20 protein-coding genes are annotated in these 19,781 nt (G+C 73.2%); 13 read left to right on the forward strand and 7 right to left on the reverse strand.

What is annotated here, in order from left to right; all coding sequences use genetic code 11:
• The first annotated feature begins 13 nt into the window (after nucleotides 1-13).
• The gene (locus ACIQMJ_RS10295) at nucleotides 14-1,159 is read left to right on the forward strand and encodes an acyl-CoA dehydrogenase family protein (RefSeq protein ID WP_499760636.1); all 1,146 of its coding nucleotides are present in this window, start codon (nucleotides 14-16) and stop codon (nucleotides 1,157-1,159) included.
• On the opposite strand, the gene ACIQMJ_RS10300 is transcribed toward ACIQMJ_RS10295, so the two are convergent.
• Nucleotides 1,143-2,081, reverse strand: coding sequence for an NAD(P)-dependent alcohol dehydrogenase (locus tag ACIQMJ_RS10300; RefSeq protein WP_499760637.1), 939 nt, complete (start codon nucleotides 2,079-2,081; stop codon nucleotides 1,143-1,145). The genes ACIQMJ_RS10295 and ACIQMJ_RS10300 overlap by 17 nt on opposite strands.
• Before the next feature lie 92 nt (nucleotides 2,082-2,173).
• Between ACIQMJ_RS10300 and ACIQMJ_RS10305 the strand changes: the two genes are divergently transcribed.
• Entirely contained in the window at nucleotides 2,174-2,791 is a 618-nt protein-coding gene (locus ACIQMJ_RS10305) for a TetR/AcrR family transcriptional regulator (protein WP_499760638.1), read from the forward strand.
• A 43-nt stretch (nucleotides 2,792-2,834) separates the two neighbouring features.
• Here ACIQMJ_RS10305 and ACIQMJ_RS10310 read toward each other — a convergent pair whose 3' ends face one another.
• Entirely contained in the window at nucleotides 2,835-3,656 is an 822-nt protein-coding gene (locus ACIQMJ_RS10310) for a siderophore-interacting protein (protein WP_499760639.1), read from the reverse strand.
• A gap of 250 nt (nucleotides 3,657-3,906) precedes the next feature.
• Here ACIQMJ_RS10310 and ACIQMJ_RS10315 point away from each other — a divergent pair, with 250 nt between their 5' ends.
• Nucleotides 3,907-4,524 (forward strand): lytic polysaccharide monooxygenase auxiliary activity family 9 protein, encoded by a 618-nt coding sequence (locus ACIQMJ_RS10315; RefSeq protein ID WP_499760640.1) that lies wholly within the window; start codon nucleotides 3,907-3,909, stop codon nucleotides 4,522-4,524.
• An 88-nt stretch (nucleotides 4,525-4,612) separates the two neighbouring features.
• On the opposite strand, the gene ACIQMJ_RS10320 is transcribed toward ACIQMJ_RS10315, so the two are convergent.
• Both ACIQMJ_RS10320 and ACIQMJ_RS10325 read right to left on the reverse strand, forming a co-directional pair.
• Complete coding sequence (locus ACIQMJ_RS10320; RefSeq protein WP_499760641.1) at nucleotides 4,613-5,686, reverse strand: hypothetical protein; 1,074 nt, start codon at nucleotides 5,684-5,686, stop codon at nucleotides 4,613-4,615.
• A 239-nt stretch (nucleotides 5,687-5,925) separates the two neighbouring features.
• Nucleotides 5,926-7,596, reverse strand: a complete 1,671-nt coding sequence (locus ACIQMJ_RS10325; RefSeq protein ID WP_499760642.1) for an aminotransferase-like domain-containing protein — start codon at nucleotides 7,594-7,596, stop codon at nucleotides 5,926-5,928.
• Between the two features lie 53 nt (nucleotides 7,597-7,649).
• Here ACIQMJ_RS10325 and ACIQMJ_RS10330 point away from each other — a divergent pair, with 53 nt between their 5' ends.
• The 5 genes from ACIQMJ_RS10330 to ACIQMJ_RS10350 all read left to right on the forward strand — a co-directional run bounded on the left by ACIQMJ_RS10330 (nucleotide 7,650) and on the right by ACIQMJ_RS10350 (nucleotide 12,782).
• A complete protein-coding gene (locus ACIQMJ_RS10330; protein WP_499760643.1) occupies nucleotides 7,650-8,249 on the forward strand; it encodes a LysE family translocator in 600 nt (199 codons plus the stop codon).
• Between the two features lie 57 nt (nucleotides 8,250-8,306).
• Nucleotides 8,307-8,927: an L-threonylcarbamoyladenylate synthase gene (locus ACIQMJ_RS10335; protein ID WP_387494417.1), complete on the forward strand. Its 621-nt coding sequence runs from the start codon at nucleotides 8,307-8,309 to the stop codon at nucleotides 8,925-8,927.
• Between the two features lie 102 nt (nucleotides 8,928-9,029).
• The gene (locus ACIQMJ_RS10340; protein WP_499760644.1) at nucleotides 9,030-9,809 is read left to right on the forward strand and encodes a hypothetical protein; all 780 of its coding nucleotides are present in this window, start codon (nucleotides 9,030-9,032) and stop codon (nucleotides 9,807-9,809) included.
• A gap of 264 nt (nucleotides 9,810-10,073) precedes the next feature.
• Nucleotides 10,074-11,150: an alpha/beta fold hydrolase gene (locus ACIQMJ_RS10345; RefSeq protein WP_499760645.1), complete on the forward strand. Its 1,077-nt coding sequence runs from the start codon at nucleotides 10,074-10,076 to the stop codon at nucleotides 11,148-11,150.
• Nucleotides 11,151-11,288: 138 nt separating this feature from the next.
• A complete protein-coding gene (locus ACIQMJ_RS10350; protein ID WP_499760646.1) occupies nucleotides 11,289-12,782 on the forward strand; it encodes a methionine--tRNA ligase in 1,494 nt (497 codons plus the stop codon).
• A 19-nt stretch (nucleotides 12,783-12,801) separates the two neighbouring features.
• On the opposite strand, the gene ACIQMJ_RS10355 is transcribed toward ACIQMJ_RS10350, so the two are convergent.
• Nucleotides 12,802-13,263: a MarR family winged helix-turn-helix transcriptional regulator gene (locus tag ACIQMJ_RS10355; RefSeq protein WP_499760647.1), complete on the reverse strand. Its 462-nt coding sequence runs from the start codon at nucleotides 13,261-13,263 to the stop codon at nucleotides 12,802-12,804.
• Between the two features lie 81 nt (nucleotides 13,264-13,344).
• On the opposite strand from ACIQMJ_RS10355, the gene ACIQMJ_RS10360 reads away from it, so the two are divergent.
• On the forward strand, nucleotides 13,345-13,725 hold the full coding sequence (locus ACIQMJ_RS10360) for a VOC family protein (RefSeq protein WP_499760648.1): 381 nt from the start codon (nucleotides 13,345-13,347) through the stop codon (nucleotides 13,723-13,725).
• A 42-nt stretch (nucleotides 13,726-13,767) separates the two neighbouring features.
• On the opposite strand, the gene ACIQMJ_RS10365 is transcribed toward ACIQMJ_RS10360, so the two are convergent.
• Complete coding sequence (locus ACIQMJ_RS10365) at nucleotides 13,768-15,285, reverse strand: chitinase (RefSeq protein WP_499760649.1); 1,518 nt, start codon at nucleotides 15,283-15,285, stop codon at nucleotides 13,768-13,770.
• A gap of 142 nt (nucleotides 15,286-15,427) precedes the next feature.
• Between ACIQMJ_RS10365 and ACIQMJ_RS10370 the strand changes: the two genes are divergently transcribed.
• Complete coding sequence (locus tag ACIQMJ_RS10370; protein ID WP_499760650.1) at nucleotides 15,428-15,616, forward strand: DUF3072 domain-containing protein; 189 nt, start codon at nucleotides 15,428-15,430, stop codon at nucleotides 15,614-15,616.
• 39 nt (nucleotides 15,617-15,655) lie between these two features.
• Here ACIQMJ_RS10370 and ACIQMJ_RS10375 read toward each other — a convergent pair whose 3' ends face one another.
• Nucleotides 15,656-15,850, reverse strand: a complete 195-nt coding sequence (locus tag ACIQMJ_RS10375) for a hypothetical protein (protein ID WP_499760651.1) — start codon at nucleotides 15,848-15,850, stop codon at nucleotides 15,656-15,658.
• 168 nt (nucleotides 15,851-16,018) lie between these two features.
• On the opposite strand from ACIQMJ_RS10375, the gene ACIQMJ_RS10380 reads away from it, so the two are divergent.
• From ACIQMJ_RS10380 to ACIQMJ_RS10390, 3 genes are read left to right on the forward strand one after another with little or no spacing between them, the layout of a single operon-like run.
• On the forward strand, nucleotides 16,019-18,481 hold the full coding sequence (locus tag ACIQMJ_RS10380; protein ID WP_499760652.1) for an ABC transporter permease: 2,463 nt from the start codon (nucleotides 16,019-16,021) through the stop codon (nucleotides 18,479-18,481).
• The gene (locus ACIQMJ_RS10385) at nucleotides 18,474-19,139 is read left to right on the forward strand and encodes an ABC transporter ATP-binding protein (RefSeq protein ID WP_499760653.1); all 666 of its coding nucleotides are present in this window, start codon (nucleotides 18,474-18,476) and stop codon (nucleotides 19,137-19,139) included. The genes ACIQMJ_RS10380 and ACIQMJ_RS10385 overlap by 8 nt, the downstream gene beginning before the upstream one ends.
• Nucleotides 19,136-19,780, forward strand: coding sequence for an ABC transporter ATP-binding protein (locus ACIQMJ_RS10390; RefSeq protein WP_499760654.1), 645 nt, complete (start codon nucleotides 19,136-19,138; stop codon nucleotides 19,778-19,780). The genes ACIQMJ_RS10385 and ACIQMJ_RS10390 overlap by 4 nt, the downstream gene beginning before the upstream one ends.
• The last annotated feature ends 1 nt before the right edge of the window (nucleotide 19,781 follow it).

The following is a 19,781-nucleotide window of genomic DNA, read 5'->3' on the forward strand; positions in this document are numbered from 1 at the left end:
AGGGGGTTCCGCGATGGATTCCGACGTCCTCAACGCCGTCCAAGCGCTCTCCCCACGCCTGCGCGACGCCGCCGCGCGGGCCGACGAGGAACGGCGGCTGGCCGACGAGACCGTGGCGGCGCTGCGGGACGCGGGCACGTTCCGCGTCACGAGGCCCGCGCGGTTCGGCGGTGGGGACGCGTCGATCCGCACGCACCTCGACCTGTCCTCGGCGGTGGCCGCGATCGACGGCGGCGCGGGCTGGTGCACGGCGCTGTGGAACGGCGGCAACTGGATCACCGGCCTGTACCCGGACCAGGCGCAGCAGGACGTGTGGGGCGCCGAGCCCGAAGCCCTGGTCAGCGGCACGCTGATGCCCAGCGGCACGGCCGAGCGCGTGGCCGGCGGCTACCGGCTCAGCGGTTCCTGGAACTACGCCTCCGGCATCGGGCACGCGTCGTGGGGTCTCGCGGCGGCCGTGCTGGAGGACGGCCTGGGGTGGCTGCTGGTGCCGAGCGCGGACTTCGAGGTCGTGGACGAGTGGCACGTGGCCGGGATGAGGTCGACCGGCAGCAACCGCTTCGTGGTGCGGGACGCGCTCGTGCCCGACCACCGCGTGCTGCGGCTGGAGCGGATGGTGGCGGGCGACAACGTCACGTCCGCCACCACCGCCACGCACCGCGCCGCGTTCGTGGCTTCGCTGGTCACGATGGTCAGCGGGCCGCTGCTGGGACTGGGCCGCGCGGCGCTGGCGCACGTGGTCGGCGCCGCCGCGGACAAGGGCGTCGCCTACACCGGCTTCGCCCGGCAGCGCGACTCGGCCGCCTTCCAGCTCCAGGTCGCCGAGGCCGCCGCCGCGGTGGACGGCGCGGAACTGCACGCCTACCGCGCCGCGGACGCCCTGGACCGGCACGCCGCCGAGGCGACCTACCCGCCGGAGCTGGTGCGGGCCCGGTGCCGCGCGGACGCGTCGGTGGCCGTCCGGAACGTCACCCGCGCCCTGGAAACGCTGATGTACGCGCACGGTTCGCGGGGTTTCGCGGACGCGAGCCCGTTGCAGCGGATCTGGCGCGACGCCAACGTGGCCGCCCGCCACGGCATGCTGCTCCCCCAGGTCAACCTGGAGCTCTACGGCGCGGCGCTGGTGGGCGCGGAGAACACCGTCAGCCCGTTCCTGTGATCACCCGGATCACGTGCTTGCCGCGCACGCCACCGGCTTCCAGCGCGCGGTGCGCCGCGGCGATGTCGGCGAGCGGGTGGACGGTGTCGACCACGGGCCGGATCGCGCCGCTCTCGACCAGCGCGGTGAGGTCGGCGAACAGCGCGGACTTGGGGTTGCCGCTGAAGAAGCGGGCGCGGCGCGCGCCGAACACCGCGGACGCCAGGAGGTAGCCGACGTCCGCGGCGGAGCGGAACGCGATGGCGACCATGCGGCCACCGGGCGCGAGCAGGCGGCGGTACGCGCCGGGCGTGCCGCCGTAGGTGTCCAGGACGACGTCGTACCGGCCCAGCCCGGCCGGGTCGGCGCGGTAGTCGACCACTTCGTCCGCGCCCAGTTCGCGGACGAAGTCGAACGTGCTCCTGCCGGTCAACGCGGTGACGTGCGCGCCGTAGGACTTGCCGAGCTGGACGGCGACGCTGCCCACTCCCCCGCTCGCGCCGCGCACGAGGAGCCGTTCGCCCCGGCGCAGCCGCGCCTTGTCGCGCAGCGCGGTGATGGCGGTCGTGCCGACGCCCGGCAGCGCGGCGGCCCGGACCAGGTCGAGGCCCGCCGGGCTGGGCGCGAGCTGGCGCGGGTGCACGGCCACGTACTCGGCGGCGCTGCCGAACCGGCCGCGCGGCAGGCCGCCCCACACGTGCGCGCCGGGCGCGAAGCCGGGCCCGGACACGACCTCGCCGGCGAAGTCGATGCCCACCCGCTTGGGGAACCGACGGCCGAGCAGGAGCTTCAGCGCACCGGAGCGACCCATCCGCTCGCCGCCGTTGACGCTGGCCGCGTGCACCCGCACCAGCACGTGCCCCGGGCGGACTTCCGGCTCGGGCACGACGCCCTCGTACAGGACCTCCGGCGGCCCGTACCGGTCGAACAGCGCTGCGCGCATCCCACACCTCTCGCGTAAGTGGAAGAACCCCTCCACTTCGACCGTAACACGGTAAGCGGAACGATCCTTCCACTTGAGCTAAAGTGAGAGACGTGCCCGCCGAGTCGACTCACCTGCGCGTGGACGCGCAGCAGAACCGCGACCGCATCGTCACCGCGGCGCGGGAGGCGTTCGCCGCCGAAGGGCTGGACGTGTCGATGACCGGGATCGCACGCCGTGCCGGGGTGGGGGTGGCGACCCTCTACCGCCGCTTCCCCACCAAGGAGGCACTGGTCCGCGAGGTGTTCGCGGAGCAGCTGGAGGCGTGCACCGGCGAGGTGCACCGGGCCGCGGCGGACCCCGACCCGTGGCGCGGCTTCTGCCGCGTGGTGGAGAAGCTGTGCGAGATGCAGGCCCGCGACCGGGGGTTCAGCGCGGCGTTCCTCAGCGCGTTCCCCGACGCCGTGCCGGTGGACGAGATGCGCGCGCGGGCCGAGGAGGCGTTCGCCGGCGTGGTGGAGCGGGCCCAGGGCATCGGGGCGCTGCGGCCGGACTTCACCGCCGACGACCTGACCCTCGTGCTGATGGCCAACAACGGCCTGGTCACCGACTCGGTGGACGCGGCGGTGGCCGCCTCGCGCCGCCTGGCCGCCTACTTCCTCCAGGCGTTCCGGGCCCGCGACCCGCTGCCGCCGCCGGTCCGCCTCGGCCTGCGCGACGCGCTCGGCTGACCCGGCCCCCGCGCTACCCCGGCCCGCACTGCCCCGGCCCGCGCTACCCCTGCTCCTGCTCGACCCGCCGGTTCCACTCGCCCTTGGACGACTGCCAGCCGTCCTCGTCGGCGCCGATCCGCCAGTAGCCGGAGATCGACATCTGCTCGCGCGGCACACCCCGTTCCAGCTTCAGGTGCCCGCGCAGGTCCTTGACCATGGTCGCCTCGCCGTGCACGAAGACCTGGACCACGCCCTCCGGGAACGCCAACGCCTTGACCGCGTCCACGACCAGCCGCCCGCGCGGCCCGCCGCCCCGGTGCAGCCACCGCAGGTCCACCCGGCCCGCCGACCGCACCGGCTGCTCGTCCTCCGGCCCGTCGACCTCGACGAACACCTCCGCCCGCGCGCCCTCGGGCAACGCCTCCAGCGCCGCCGCGATGGCGGGCCACGCGCTCTCGTCCCCGGCCATCAGGTGCCAGGCGACGTCGGGGTCCGGTGCGTACCCGCCGCCGGGACCGGCGAAGTGCAGCACGTCCCCCGGCTGGGCCTTGGCCGCCCACGGGCCGGCCACGCCGGAGTCGCCGTGCGTGACGAAGTCGATCCACAGCTCGCCCGCCTCGGCGTCCCACTTGCGCACGGTGTACGTGCGGGTGCGCGGCCACTGGTCGCGGGGCATCGACGCCCGGATCGCGCCGAGGTCGAACGGCTCGGGGTAGAGCACGTCGTCCAGCGGGAAGGCGAGCTTGACGTAGCTGTCGGTGTAGGGGCCGACGGCGAAGTCCGCGAGCCCCTCACCGCCGAGCACCACGCGGACCATCTGCGGCGCGATCCGCTCGGTGCGCAGCACGCGCCCGCTCCTGCCACCACGGGACCGTTCGGCCATGTCGGGTACTCCTCGGTGATTCCAACGGCGCAACCACCTCTCACCGTACGTGCCGACCCGGCGCGCCCGGCGGAGACCGCCGGTCTTCACACAGCGCACCGGCTTTGTTACGGTGCGGTGCTGGGAGCGCTCCCAGAACGGGCGTTCCCCCTCATCACAGCCAGTAAGAGTTCCTATGTCGTCTGTCAACGAAGATGTGGCGGTACATATGCTCTCCATTGGCAAAACCACCGCTCGACGGGTCGGCGCCGTGCTGGGCGCGACCCTCGCGCTGCTGACCACCCTGATCACCGGCACCGCCTCGGCGCACGGCGCGGTCAGCGACCCGCCCGCCCGGCACTACGGGTGCTACCAGCGGTGGGCGAGCAACTGGCAGTCGCCGGACATGGCCACCCAGGACCCGATGTGCTACCAGGCGTGGCAGAAGGACCCGAACGCCATGTGGAACTGGAACGGCCTGTTCCGCGAGGGCGTGAAGGGCAACCACCAGGCCGCGATCCCGGACGGCCAGCTGTGCAGCGCCGGGATGACGCAGGGCGGGCGCTACGCCGCGTTCGACGTGCCGGGCCGCTGGAAGACGGTGAGCCGCCCGGCGAGCTTCACGCTCAACCTGCTCGACCAGTCCTCGCACGGCGCGGACTACATCCGCGTCTACGCCACCAAGCAGGGCTTCGACCCGACCACGCAACGACTGCGGTGGAGCGACCTGGAGCTGGTCGGTCAGACCGGCAAGATCCCCACCGGCACCACCACGAAGGTCAGCGTGAACGCGCCGGGGCGCACCGGCCACCACGTCCTCTACACGGTGTGGCAGGCCAGCCACCTGGACCAGTCGTACTACTTCTGCAGCGACGTCACGTTCGGGTGATCCCGCGGGCGGGGACCGGCTTCCGCCCGGCCCCCGCCCCGGTGCCGCGCGGGCGGTGGGACGACGGCGCGTCCCACCGCCCGCGCCGTCAGCGCACGCTCCACTCCCGCGCGAGCCGGGCGGCCAGGCTTAGGTTCGCCGCGGCGGCCTCCTCGGTGCGCCGCCCGTACCCGCAGGCGGCGGCGACCCCGGCCAGCGGCCTGCCGAGCGCCCCCGCGACCAGCCGCAGCGCCTCGCGGGTCTGGTCCGGGTGGTCCTCGGCCACCACGCCCGCGATGACCTCCACCCCGGGGTGCAGGTCCCGCAGCCCGGCGTAGAACGCGGGATCGGTGGGCGGCGGGCTGTCGCCGCTCGTCACGGGCAGGTGCACGGTCGGCATCGGGGCGCGCCGCTCGGCCAGCACGTCGGCCAGCCCGTTGAGGAACAGCACCGCGGGCACGAGGTCGGTCGGGGTGAACACCGGCACGTGCTCCAGGTCGCCGTAGCACAGGTGCAGCACCCACCGGGAGACCGTGGCGGCGGACAGCACGCCGGCGACCTGGCGGGTGAGGTCGGCGGTCAGCGCGGGCCACGCCTCCCGCGGGGTGAGGTGGTAGGCCACCAGCACGGCGGGCGTCTCCAGCTGCAGTTGCAGCCGGTCGCCCCACCGGGCGACGAGTTCGGTCACCTCGTGCACCACCGCGGTCTGCATGGTGGGCAGCCACTCGCGGGCCGCCTCGATCGAGCCGAACGCGAACACGGAGAGGTCAAGGGCGTTCGGGATGCCCACCTGCACGCGTGGCGCATCACCGGTTCCGGTGACGGGCAACCGGTCCAGCGCCGCGAACGCCGCCTCGGCCTGCTCGACGCGGGACAGCCCGATGTCCTCCGCGCACAGGCGCTCACCGGGCCGGACGCGGTAGTACGGCATGTCGTCGTAGCCGCGGCTCTCCCCGGCGCGCACCTGTTCGAGCGCGGGCACGGTGGACATGTGGTGGGTGAGCCAGTCGATGATCCACCGCGGGTCGCGGTCGGACGGCAGGGCGGTCAGCTCGGCGTCGTCGCGGTGGCGGAGGAACCAGCCCATCGCGGTGGCGGGGTCCTCGCACAGCGGGCGCGGCAGCGAGCCGACGAGGTGGACGGGCAGCGGTCGGCGGTCGTGCCCTCGGTCAACGGTCTTCATGGGGGCGTGTGTGGTCATGAGTGTCGTTCTGCTTTCAGGGCGAAGAGCGTGAAGTGCCCGGGAGTGCCGCAGGATCTCCGCGCCCCACTTCCCGGCGTCGGAACCATCGTGACCGCACCGGCCTGCGGTGTCCACTTAGGATGATCAACCGGATCCGACCGGGCACATCATCCACGCGATAGTGTGAACTCCCTGCCGGGCAACCACAATGTGAGTGATCGTCCAAACGGGAACGACAATCATGATTCGCGGCGGCGAACCTCCGCGATGACCGCGACGCCCTCGGCGATGTCGCTCGGCCCGCTCGCGCCGTAGCCCAGCACCAGCCCGGGGCGGCCGGGTTCCTGCGCGTGCCAGGACAACGGCTGGACCTTCACGCCCCGGGCGAGGGCCGCGGCGGCGAGGTCGGTGTCGGAAACGCTGTCATCGAACGTGATCAGCAGGTGGAGCCCGGCAGCCGCGCCGTGCACCACCGCGTCGGGCAGGTGCCGGGCGATGGCCTCCACCATGGCGTCCCGCCTGCGGCGGTGGCGGCGGCGGACGAACCGCAGGTGCCGTTCCAGGTCACCGGACTCCATCAGCTCGGCCAGCACCAGTTGCGGCAGCACGGCGTTGCCGAGGTCGGCGTACCGCTTCGCCTCGACCACGGCGTCCCGGTACGCCCCCGGCACGATCAGCCAGCCGACCCGCAACGCCGGTGCGAGCACCTTGGACACGCTGCCGGCGTAGCAAACCCGTTCGGGGAGCATCGCGCGCAAGGCGGGCACGGGCCGTCTGTCGTAGCGGTGTTCCGCGTCGTAGTCGTCCTCGATCACGAGCCCGCCCGCGTCCGCCCACCGCATCAGCTCGCGCCGCCGCCCACCGCTGAGCACGACACCGGTCGGGAACTGGTGCGCCGGCGTCAGCAGCACGGCCGCCGCTCCCCCGTCGCGCAGCGCGTCCACCCGCACGCCTTCGGCGTCCACCGGTACGGGCGGGGTGTCGAGTCCCCCGTCGCGCAGGTGCTGACGAGCGCCGAGCGACCCGGGGTCCTCCACCGCGACCGAGGTGATGCCGGCGCGGCCGAGCACCCGGGTGAGCAACCCGAGCGCCTGCGCGACACCCGCGACGACCACGATCTCGCGCGGGTCGACCCGGACGCCCCGGTACCGGGCCAACCACCGCGCCACCGCCCGCCGCAGCGCGGGCGCCCCACTCGGGTCGCCGTACCCGAAGTCCGACGCGGACAACGTGCGGAGGACGGCCCGTTCGGCACGGAGCCAGGCGGCACGGGGGAACGCTCCCAGGTCCGGCACCCCGGGCGACAGGTCGATCCGCCCGGGAACCGCCCGCAACGCGTCGAACGCGTCCGCACCGGGCGGCCCCGCGAACACGCCACCGACCGCCGATCCCCCCGGCACCCCAACACCCACGGAGTCCGCCGGCACCAGACGAGCCGCCCGGCCCGCCGACACCCCGCCGACCAACGGTTCCGCCGAACCTCCGCCGACCGAAGGAACCGCGGATGCCGCACCGGCCGGAGGACCCGCGAACTTCCCGTCAGCCGACCGTCCAGCCAACGCCCCGCCGGCCACCCCTCCCGCGGACACCTCGCCGGCCACCTCACCGGTCAGCGGGGCGGCCACGACCACCGTGCCCGCACGACCCCGGCCGACGACGTGCCCGTCCTCCGCGAGCCGTTGGTACGCCTCGGTCACCACGCCGCGCGAGACTCCCAGCTCGGCCGCCAGCACGCGGGTCGCGGGCAGCCGGCCGCCGACCGGCAGCCGTCCGTCCGCGATCGCCTCCCGGAGCCTGCGGGTCAGCCAGTCGGCCCGACCACCCACCGGCGCGTCGCCGACGTCGAGCTGGAGGAAGTCCGACCCGGCCGTTGTGGACCTGTCGACCCGGCCTGGTTTGGACCTGTGCACCGGGCCAGTCTGGCACCGAAGGTGGACGTCATGACCATCAAGGACCACTTCCGGTGACCGTCGAGTTCCTGCTGACGTCCCTCGTCATCGTCGCCACACCGGGCACCGGCGTGCTCTACACGACCGCGGCCGGCCTCACCGGTGGCGTGCGCGCCGCCGCGATCGCCGCCGTCGGCTGCACGCTGGGGACCGTGCCGCACGTGCTCGCCGCGCTCACCGGCCTGGCCGCCCTGCTGCACGCGAGCACACCGGCGTTCCAGGTCCTCAAGTACCTCGGCGTCGCCTACCTCTTCCACCTGGCGTGGGTCACGCTCCGCGACAAGACCGCCCTGGCCGTCGACCCGGCCGCTCCCCACCGCTCCCCGGCGCGGGTGGTGGCGTCCGGGATCATGGTGAACCTGCTCAACCCCAAGCTCACGATCTTCTTCTTCGCCTTCCTCCCCCGGTTCGCCCGCCCCGGCGACGCCGTCGTGAGCATGGTCGAGCTGAGCGCGGTGTTCATGGCGCTCACGTTCGTGGTCTTCGTCGGCTACGGCTGGTTCGCCGCCGCCGTCCGCGACCACGTGGTGGCGCGGCCCGCCGTGCAGACGTGGCTGCGACGGGCTTTCGCGGGGGCGTTCGTCGCGCTCGGCGCCGTGCTCGCGCTCACGTGAACCCCCTGCCGAGGTCGGTGTCCTGAAGGGAGGGCACGCGGGGACTAGGCTCCCCGCATGGCGAGGTACTTCGACGTGCACCCGGTCAACCCCCAGCGGAGGTCGATCGACCAGGCGGTGGAGCTGATCAAGTCGGACGGTTTGATCGCCTACCCGACCGACTCCTGCTACGCGCTCGGCTGCCGGCTCGGCAACAAGGCCGGGCTGGACCGGATCAGGCAGATCCGGCACCTGGACGACCGGCACCACTTCACCCTCATGTGCCGCGACTTCTCCCAGCTCGGGCAGTTCGTGCACGTGGACAACGCGGTCTTCCGGGCCATCAAGGCGGCGACGCCGGGCAGCTACACGTTCATCCTCCCGGCGACCACCGAAGTGCCGCGCCGGCTGATGCACCCGAAGAAGAAGACGGTGGGGGCGCGCATCCCGGACCACCCGGTGGCACAGGCCCTGCTCGACCGGCTCGGCGAGCCGCTGCTGTCCAGCACGCTGCTGCTGCCCGACCAGGAAGAACCGCTGGTGCACGGCTGGGACATCAAGGAGCGGCTGGACCACGTGGTCGACGCGGTGCTGGACGCGGGCGACTGCGGCACCGAGCCGACGACCGTGGTGGACTTCTCGCAGGGCGAGCCCGAGATCGTCCGGCACGGCGCGGGCGACCCCTCCCGCTTCGAGTAACCGCGCGCGAACGGATCAGCGGTTTTGCGCCGGTCAGAGGTATGGGAGCGTTCCCAGAGCCGATAGCTTCCCTCTGCCCCCTCAGCGCAGAAGGAGCTACCCGTGCGGAAACGGTTGTCCACGGCGGTCCTCGCCGCCCTGCTGTCGGTCGTCGCCCTCCCGGTCGCGGACGCCGCGGGCCCCGACCACGCCGATCACCGGCTGAAGAGCTGCGCCCGCGCCGACCTGCTGTTCTGCGAGGACTTCCAGCAGGTGCCCACCGGCGCGGGCACCAGCCTCAAGTGGGGCGTGGACACCCGCAACGGCTCGCTGGAGGTCGAACGGGACCGGCGCGGCCAGAAGGTGCTGCACGTGCGGGCCGAGGGCAACGGCCGCGCGTTCCTCAAGGTGGACGACTTCGCCGCGCCGGGCAACAGCTTCTACGGCCGGGTCCGGGTGCGCGTGCGCGCGTTCCCGGACGCGCCGGACTGGGCGCACTACACGCTGATCGAGGCCACGGGCGACGGGCCGGAGGTGGTGCGCCCGCTCGGCGGCCAGTACGTGCCCACGCTGGACAAGGCGCTGTGGGGCGTCGGCGCGGACGGCGGCCCGACCGGCGACTGGACGAACTGGCGCGAGTCGGCGCCGTCGAAGGCCGGCGCGTGGCAGTGCGTGGAGTGGCGGATGGACGCCTCGGACAACCGGATCACGCTGTGGTTCGACGGCGTGCCGAACCCGGACCTCACCGTGTCGACCCGCGAGCACGGCGGCAACCAGGTCGACTTCCTGTTCCCGGAGTTCGACACGGTCAAGCTCGGGTGGCAGCTCTACCAGCCCAACGGGGGCAGCTACGACGTCTGGCTGGACGACATCGCGCTGGGCACCCAGCGCATCGGCTGCTAGTCGCGCGGGGACGGGTCCCTTCGGGAGACCCGTCCCCGCCGGGCGTGGGTGCCAGGTGCCCTGGGGCAGACCGGGTTCGGGCTGGTTGTTGTTGCCGCCCTTGAGGTAGACGACGTTGACCCACACGTTCGCCGCGCCCGGCACGTCGGTCAACGCCCACCAGGTGTTGGTGCAGGTCTTGCCGGTGGAGTGCTTCAGGGTCTCCCGGTAACCCTCACCCCAGTTCTTCTGGCAGTAGAAGTACCTGCTTGCGCACCCGCCGGCATGCGGACGATCGACTCGCCGGATCGGGCCAGGGACCTGGACGCGCTGCGCCGGGGCCTGCGCGTCGACGCGGTCGACTTCTACGGCGTGTCCTACGGGACCGTCACCGGGCAGGCGCTCGTCGAGCTCTTCCCCGGCACCGTCCGGTCGATGGTCCTCGACAGCCCGCAGCTCTCGAGGCTGAGCACCCGGGACTACCTCCTCACCGCCGCGGCGGGCACGGAGGACACCGCGCACGGGTTCGCCGCCTGGTGCCAGGCCCACCAGGCGGCACCACCCGGGCAGGGGTCGTGCCGCGCCCTCGCCCGGGTGATCGGGAGGAGCACCCCGATCACCGCCCAACAGGTGCTGCTCCACCTGGGGAGGCTGCGCTTGCCGGCCGAGGCCGGGCGGCTCCGCGACGCCGGGGGGACACCCGTGACGCCCGACGACCTCACGAACGCGTTCTCCTTCCTGTACCCCGGCAAGGACAGTCCCGCGTGGCTGGAAGGTCAGGCCCGCACCCTGGCCGGGTGGAGGCCGCGGCAGCGGGACGAGATCGCGCCAGGGACGGCGGGCGAACCCAGCGCGGACTCGCAGACGCTGCTGCGCTGCAACGACTTCTTCGACCGGACGATCACGACCGGGGACCAGTGGTCCGAGCTGTGGCGGAGCAGCCGCGGGGTGGCGCCGATCGTGCGCACCTCGACCCGGCACTGGAAGTGGGTGCGGAGCTGCCTCGGGACCGACCTCGGCCGGTGGCGTCCCGGCCCGTTCCCGACGACGGTGCCGTTGCTGGTGGTGTCGATGCGGTACGACAGCGCCACGCCCCACGTCTGGGCCCGGCAGCTCGCGACCGCCGCCTCCGCCCCGCTGATCACCTTCAACGGGTTCGGGCACGGCGCCTACGACGCCGCGATCGAGCACGCCCCGGCCGGGACTGCGTCGCCCGGCCGGTCGAGGACTTCCTCCTGCGCGGGGTCGAGCCGGGCGACGTGCGGTGCCAGGGCGCGACGGCCGTTCCCGGCCCTTGAGCGGACGTGTGAGGCGCCCCCGCGCCGGAAAAACCGTGAGTGGGACGGGCGGTGGGGCTGCTAGCGTCGCCGCCATGGCCACCTCGCCCGCCACCCTGATGCCCCGCCACCCGGGGCTGCCGATGCTGCGCGGATGACGAGTCCGAGGCCCCCGTCCCAGGGGGTCTCGCCCGATCCGGAGCCCCCGCACCTGGAGGTTCCGATGCCCCGTTTCTACGTGACCACCGCCATCCCGTACGTGAACGCGCGCCCTCACCTGGGTTTCGCGCTGGAGGTCGTGCAGGCCGACGTGCTGGCCCGCCATCACCGGCTGCGCGGCGACAAGGTGCGGTTCCTGACCGGCACGGACGACAACTCGCTGAAGAACGTGCTCGCGGCGCGGGCGGAGGGCCTGTCGACCGACGAGCTGGTCGACCGCAACGCGGCGGCGTTCGCGGCGTTGCGCGACCCGCTGGCGCTGTCGTTCACCGACTTCATCCGCACCAGCCGCGACGCCAGGCACCGCGCCGGCGTGGAACGGCTCTGGCGGGCGTGCGCGCACGACTTCTACCGAGAGCACTACGAAGGTCTGTACTGCGTGGGCTGCGACCAGTTCTACCCGCCCGCCGAGCTGGTGGGCGGCAAGTGCCCGGAGCACGACGTCGAACCGCAGCAGGTGGCCGAGGAGAACTGGTTCTTCCGCCTCTCCCGCTACACCGACCGGCTGCGCGACCTGATCGGCGGCGGCGCGGTCCGGATCGAGCCGGAGGCCCGCCGCAACGAGGTGCTGGCGTTCCTCGACGCCGGCCTGCGGGACTTCTCCGTCTCCCGGTCCCGCGCCCGCGCGCACGGCTGGGGCATCCCCGTGCCGGGCGACCCGGACCAGGTCGTCTACGTGTGGTGGGACGCGCTGGGCAACTACATCACCAGCCTGGGCTATGGCGACGACGGTTCGAACCACCGCCGCTGGTGGGTGGAGGGCGACCGGCGGGTGCACGTGATCGGCAAGGGCGTGATCCGGTTCCACGCCGTGTACTGGCTCGCGATGCTGCTGTCGGCGGGCGAACCGCTGCCGACCGACGTCCTGGTGCACGACTACCTCACCGTCGACGGCCGCAAGATCAGCAAGTCGTCGGGCGCGGTGGTCGACCCGGTGGCGCTGGTCGACCGGTACGGCTGCGACGCGGTGCGGTGGTGGCTGCTGCGCGACGTGCCGCGCGTCGGCGACGCCGACTTCACCGAGGCACGCCTGGTCGCCCGCGCGAACGAGGACCTGGCCAACGGCCTGGGCAACCTGGTCAACCGCGTCACGGTGATGGTCCACCGCTACCGGGCGGGCACGCCGCCGGTGGCCGCACCGGACGACGACGCCGGGACGTTGGCGGCGGCGTGCCGGGACGCGCCGGACCTCGTGCACGCCGCCATCGACGACTTCGACTTCCGCCGGGCCACGGCGGCGGTGTGGCGGATCGTGGAGGAGGCCAACCGCTACGTGGAACGGGTGCGGCCGTGGGACCTGGCCCGCGCCGAGCGCGGCGGTGACGCCGAGGCGGGCGAGCGCCTGGACGCGGCCATCACCTCGCTGCTGACCGCGTGCCGCGTCCTGGCGCGCGAGCTGACGCCGTTCGTGCCGACCCTGGCCGCCCGCGTCTCCGAGCAGTGCGTGACGCTGTCGGGCGAGCTCCCCCGGCCGCAGCCGCTGTTCCCCCGGTTGTGACCCGGCCCGCGCGGGGGCGTCACTCGCCGAGGGCCTCGGCCATGGTGTCGAGGTCGGCGAGCAGCGCCGCCACGCGGTCCGCGGGGATGGCCTCGATCATGCGCCGCTCGATGGCGTAGACCGCCGCCCGGACGGCGTGCAGGCGCTCCCGCCCGGCGGCCGTGAGGTGCACGGGCAGCGCGCGACCGTGGTCGACGTCGTCCGGGCGGCTGATCAACCCGGCGTCCTTGAGGCCGCGCAGCACGACGTTGGCCGACTGCCGGGTGACGAACGTGCCACGCGCGAGGTCGGCGTTGGACAGGCCGGGGCGCTCGTCGAGCAGTTCCAGGCAGGAGTACTGGGGCACGGTCAGGCCGTGCTCGCGCAACGCCCTGTCCATGGCGGAGCGCAGCGCGGCCGCCGCCCGCTTGAGGCGGTAGCCGACGTGCTCGGTGATGCCCTCGGCCGGGTGTGGCGGGGCGACGGGCGACCGGTCTTCCATGTCAGCATTTTGACATCCGTGACGGAGGACGCCTACAGTCCGCTATGTCAAAGTCCTGACATTCACTCCCCGGGAGGACCCATGATCGCCACCGTCGACGGCCCGGACTTCATCGCGCTCCAGGTCGAGGACGTGCCCGCCGCCGCGGCCTTCTTCGAGCAGCACCTCGGGCTGCGCCGCACACCGGTCTCGCCACCCGGGGCGGTGGTGTTCGCCACCAGCCCCGTCCCCCTGGCCGTCCGCGAGCCGCTGCCGGGCACCGACTTGAGCGGCGCCGCGCCGCGAGGGCTGGGTGTGGCGCTGTGGCTGCGCACCACCGACGCCGCGCGGCTGCACGACCAGCTCACGGCGGCGGGCGTGCCGGTCTCCGGGCCGGTCCGGCAGAGCCCGTTCGGACCGATGTTCACCTTCACCGGCCCCGAGGGCTACCGGCTCACCGTCCACGGCGACCCGACGCCCTGATCGGCGGGCCCGCCGAGGTGTCGCCCCGGCGGGCCCGAGCCGTCACCGCGGCAGGTAGGCGCGGTGCGAACGCGAGAACTCGAAACCGTTGTAGCGGTCCCAGTTGACCGACCACGTCATCAGGCCCCGCAGGTTCGGGTAGGTGGCCCGCGGCTGGTACGGACCGCAGTTCGCGCCCTTCATCAGGCAGTCCAACGCCTTGTGCACCTCGGTGACGGACGTGAAGCCGTTGCCCGCGTTGACGCTGGCCGGCAGGCCGATGGCCACCTGGTCCGGCCGCAGGCCCGGGAACACCTTCGTCGCGTCACCGCGCACGGGGAAGCCGGCCAGCACCATGTCCGCCATGGAAACGTGGAAATCACTGCCGCCCATGAAGTGGTACTGGTTGTCCAGGCCCATGATCGGGCCGGAGTTGTAGTGCTGGACGTGCAGCAATGTCAGGTCGTCGCGCAGCGCGTGGATCACCGGCAGGTACGCGCCCGCCCGCGGGTCCGCGCCGCCGCTGCCGCCGTAGTGCTGGTAGCCGACCTGGACGAAGAACGTCTCCGGAGCCATGGTGAGCACGAACTTCGCGCCGTAGCGCGCCTTCAGCGTCTTCAGCGCCTGGATGAGGTTCACGATCACCGGCGTGGTGGGCGCGCGGAAGTCGGTGTCGTTGGCGTTGAGCGACAGCGAGTGACCCTCGAAGTCCACGTCCAGGCCGTCCAGGCCGTACTTGTCGATGATCGCCGAGGCGGAGCGGACGAACGCGTCGCGCGCGGCCGTGGTGGACAGCTGCACCTGGCCGTTCGCGCCGCCGATGGAGATCAGCACCTTCTTGCCCTTGGCCTGCTTGTCGCGGATGCCCGCGATGAACTCGGCCTCGGACTCCACGTTCGGGCACTCGGCCACGGGGCACTGGGCGAAGCGGAGGTCGCCGGAGGTGGCGGAGGTCGGCTCGGCGAAGGAGAGGTTGATGACGTCCCAGTCGTCGGAGACGTCCTTCATCCGGATGTAGCCGGAGCCGTTGGCGAAGCTGGCGTGCAGGTAGCCGACCAGGACCCGCTTGGGCAGCCCGGTGACAGGCGGGGTCGTGGTGGTGGTCGTCGTCGGGCCGGTGGTCGTGGTCGTCGTAGTGGTGCTGGTCGTAGTCGTGGTCGTGGTGGTCGTGGTGGTCGTCGGCGCACCCGCGCACGACGCCCCGTTGATCTTGCAGTTGACCGGGGACGCGGTGCCCGAGGCGTTGAAGCCGAACGTCACCGTGGCGTCGGGCGCGACGCTGCCGTTGTACTCGCGGTGCGTGAACGTGTAGTGCCCGGACGCGGTGGTCTGCAACGCGTCCCAGTAGGCGCCGACGGTCGTCCCGGCGGGCAGGTCGAACTCGACCTTCCACCCGGACAGGGCCGCGCTCGTCTCGTTCTTGATCGAGAACTGGGCGGTGTAGCCGGTCTCCCAGCTCGACGTCTTGGCGAAGGTCGCGGTGACCGACGCGGCGTAGGCGGGCGCGAACCCGACCGCCGCCGCTGCCACCACCAGCGCCGCGACGGCCCCCACCCTGGCGAACAGGACTCTTCGCGACATACGTCTCCTCCCAGCGGTGGCGGCCTCCAGGTGGGAAGAATTGGACTAGACCACACTCGGTGGTGTCAAGGTCGCGCGGGAGGTGGTTGACCGAACGACCCAGCGGGTACCTCGAACGGGCGTTCGAGGGAAGGAGAGGCACGTGGACCGCAACCCGGAGAAGGACCCGCAGGACTGGACCACCGGCGACGAGCCGATGACCGGGCCGCAGGAGTCCTACCTGCACACGTTGGCGCAGGAGGCGGGCGAAGAGGTGCCGGACGGGCTGACCAAGGTCGAGGCTTCCCAGCTGATCGACCGCTTGCAGGAGAAGACCGGGCGCGGCCGGTGACGTCGGCGCGGCACGCCGTCGCCGGCGTGCCGCGACCGGTCAGTTGCCGTCCTCCTGATCGCCGTCCTGCTCGTTCTGGTCGTCCTGCTCGTTCTGCTGCTCGTCCTGCTGCTCGACGCCCGGCCGGTCGCCGTCGCCGTCGCCGTCGTTCTCGCACCCGGCGCCGAGCGTGAGGAACAGCGCCGCGCCGCTGACCAGCACCACGAGTGACTTCTTCAGCACGTTCCGTGTCATGCCCTCCCGGTACCCCGAACGGGTCCGCCCCAACCGGACCAAGATCGGTGTCCGGGTTCGGCGGGCCGACGCCGGACAAAAGGACACGTTGTCCGGACGTTGTCCGGAGGAGGGGTCGCGTTACCGAAAAGTCTCCTGCTCGCGAACGTCGCCGGTTACGGTTCGCGGGTGCAGATACCCTGGCGAGCCGCACCGCGTGCGGCCCTGTCAAGTCCGCTGACGTTGCTGGTCAGCGTGGTCACCGCCCTGCTGCTGAGCTTCGTGGTGGCCGCCGCCGTGATGCACTCGGCCGCGTCGGGCAGCGCGGCGATCGACTACCAGCAGGACCGGCTGTGCACCGAGGCGCTGCACCCGTCGCTGGAGGCGATCGGGGTGTCGCACCAGCAGGCCGCCGACGCGCCGCGGGTGATCGGAGAGTTGTCGCCCGACCGGGACGCGTTGGTCGGTACGTACGTCCGGGAGCAGCGGGCGGACTTCGGCGGCCCGCCGACCGACGCCAAGTTCGGGTACCGGCCGGGCGCGACCGACCACCTGGAGGTGCTCGAAGGCGGCGGCAAGGACGGCCTGTGGGTGCCGAAGAGCATCGCCGACACCGTCGGCGTGCGACTGGGCGGGCGCGGCCTGGGCGGTCGGCTGCCCCCGGTGACCGCGATCTACGCCGACCTGCTCGACCCGCTGCCCCCGTGGTGGTGCTCGGAACGCCACTTCGTGGTGCCCAACGTGCTCGACCGCGACGAGCTGGCCACGGCCGTGGTGTGGCTGCCCAGCGCCGAGGCGTTCGCCGCGCTGCCGCCCGAGGTCGCCGGCACCACCGACGTGACCGTGCGCTTCCCCGCCGACGTGCCGCGCACGGTGGACGAGGCCGCGGCCCTGCTCACCGAGGGCACCGAGCGGATCGCGCCGCTCGGCGGCGGGTCGGTCCGCACGGTGTCGCCCCTGGTCCTGCCGGTGGAGAACGCCCGGCAGACGGTGACCAACGTGCGGTCCGCGGTGCTCGGGCTGACCCTGATCAGCCTGCTCATCGGGTTGGCGGGCGTCGCCACGGTGACCGTCCAGTGGGCGCAGCGCCGCCAAGCCGAGCTGCGGCTGCTGTGGGTGCGCGGCGCCGGGCCGTTCGCGCTGGGCGGGCGCGGGGTGCTGGAACTGGGCCTTCCGCTGGTGGTCGGCGGCGTGCTCGGGCTGGGCACGGCCCGGCTGCTGCTGCCCGTGTACGCGCCGTCCGAGCAGCTGCCGCCGGGCACGGTGACGACCGCGGCGCTGGCGGTGGTCGTGGTGGTGGTGCTGAGCCTCGTGGTCACGCTGGCCACCGGGGCCCTGCGCGCGCACCGGATGTTCCAGGTCTCCGGCCGCGGCAACCGGCTGCGCAAGGTGCTGACCGTGCTGCCGTGGGAGCTGGCCACCGCCGCGCTGGCGGTGTGGGCGTGGAACCGGGTGCAGCACAGCGGCCTGGCGACCACGACGAAGATCGGCGGGCTGCCGCGCATCGACGCCGCCGCGCTGGCGTTCCCGCTGCTGGTCGTGCTCACCGCGGCGCTGCTGACGGCCCGGCTGGCGAAGTGGGCGCTGGCCTCGTCGCACCGGGCGAAGCTGTGGTCCAAGCCCGCCGCGCAACTGGCGATCCGGCGGCTCGCGGCGGGTGCCGGTCCGGTGACCGGCGTGCTGCTGATCGGGGTGCTGGCGGTCGGCACCATGGCCGTCGGCACGGCCATCGCCGGGTCGCAGGAGACCGCGCTGGACGTGAAGTCCGGCATGTACACGGGCGCGAACAGCTACGCCCAGATCCCGTCGGAGGTCACCGAGCTGCCGCAGGCGCTGCGCGGCAACTCCACCATCGTCGGCTTCGTCAAGCAGTACGACCGCACCGCGCTGGTGGTGGACCCGAGGACGTTCCGCGACGGCGCGTTCCCGGTCGACGTCGACCCGGCGCTGCTGACCCAGCCGCTGCGGGTGGGCAACGTACCGCGCCGGGAGGTCGACCTGCCCGGGCTGCCGCGGCTCAAGCCGGACGCGTGGGTGCCCTCGTTCCCGAAGCTCGGCACGTCGGGCTGGGTGATGCCGGTCGACCGGATCGAGGACCGTGACGACGTCGGTTCCTGGTACGTGTGGTCCACCAGGCCGTTGGCGGAGGTGACCGCGGCCCTGTCGGCGGACGGCGTGAAGCTGTCGCGCAACTCCGGCGAGAAGAAGAAGGCCGTCCAGGGGCTGCCGTTCCTGACGATCCAGTGGACGTTCGCCTTCGTCACGGCGCTGGGCGCGGTGCTGGCGGTGGTCGCGTCGATCGCGCTGCTGCTGGCGGTGGAGGTGCGGCGGCGGCAGAACGCGCTGTCCGGCGCGTTCAGCACCCGGATGGGGCTGGCGCCGGCCGCGATGCTGCGCAGCCACCTGCTCGAACTGGGCGCGGTGGCCGCCGGGGCGGTGGTCGTCGGCCTGGCCGCGAGCGCGGCGAGCAGCGGCTTCACCGTGCCGAAGCTGGACCCCGCGCCGCGCCTGACCCCGGCGCCGCAGGTGCCGGACGCCCTGCCAATGCTGGTGGGGACGGTGGCGGGGAGCGTGCTGGTGGTGCTGGTGGCGGCGTGGATCGCGGTGCGCTCGGTGCGCTCGGCGAAGATCGGGGAGCTGATCCGTGGGTGAGCACGTGTTGCGGCTGCGCGAGGTGGGCGTGGAGTACCGCACGCCCGCCGGGGCGGTGACCGCGGTGTCGGACGTGACGCTGGACGTGCCCGCGACGGGCATGACGGTGCTGGCCGGGCCGTCCGGGTCGGGCAAGTCGACGCTGCTGCGGGTGTTGAGCCTGGTGGAGCGGCCCACGCGCGGCGGGGTCGAGCTGCGCGGCATGGGCACGGCGCGGCTGTCGTCCAAGGCCCGGCGCGCGCTGCGGCGGCGTGACATCGCGCTGGTGTTCCAGAACCCCGCGGACAACCTCGTCGGCCACCTCGACGTGGGCGACAACCTGCGTGCGGCGGCGCAGGCCGCGGGTCGGGTGGTGCGGGTGGACGAGCTGCTGGAGCGGCTGGGGCTGCCGGGCACGGCCACGTGGAAGGTGTCGGCGATGTCGGGCGGACAGCAGCAGCGGCTGGCGTTCGGGTGCGCGTTGGCGCGGCAGGCGACGGTCGTGCTCGCCGACGAGCCGACGTCCCAGTTGGACGCCACGTCGGCGGACTCGGTGCTGGAGACGTTGGCCGACCTGGCGCGCGGCGGCGTGCCGGTCGTGGTGGCCTCGCACGACCCGAGGCTGATCGCGTTGGCCGACACGAGGTTCGACCTGCGGAACGGGGCGTTGGCGGCATGACGGCGTTGCGGGCGAAGGGGATCGAGCGGACGTTCCGGCACGCGAGCGGGCCGGTGCACGTGCTGCGCGGCGTGGACCTGGAGGTGGCGCCGGGCGAGCTGGTGACGCTGTCCGGGCCGTCCGGGTCGGGCAAGAGCGCGTTGCTGGCCGTGCTGGCGGGCTTCGACCGGGCGGACGCGGGCACGGTGGAGATGGCGGGCGAGGTGCTGACGTCGCCGCCGTCGTGGAAGGTGTGCGCGCTGCTGCCGCAGGCGCTGGGCCTGGCCGGTGAGCTGACGCTGGCGGAGAACGTCGCGCTGCCGCTGCGGCTCGGCCGCACCGGCGGTTCGCTCGACCGGGTGACCGAGTTGCTGGCGGAGCTGGGTGTCGACGAGCTGGCCGACCGGTACCCGGCCGAGGTGTCGTTCGGGCAGCAGCAGCGGGCCGCGCTGGCGCGGGCCGTGGTCGGCGAGCCGGCGGTGCTGCTGGCCGACGAGCCGACCGCGCACCTCGACCAGCGCACCGGGCCGACGGCGGTGCGGGTGCTGCGGCGGGCGGCCGACGCGGGGTCGGCGGTGCTGGTAGCCACCCACCACGACGAGGTGCACCGGGCCGCCGACCGGACGCTGGTGCTCAGCGGCGGGCGGATCTCCGTAGGATAGG

It is taken from the genome of Actinosynnema sp. NPDC091369 (genome assembly GCF_044757065.1).
GTDB lineage: Bacteria > Actinomycetota > Actinomycetes > Mycobacteriales > Pseudonocardiaceae > Actinosynnema.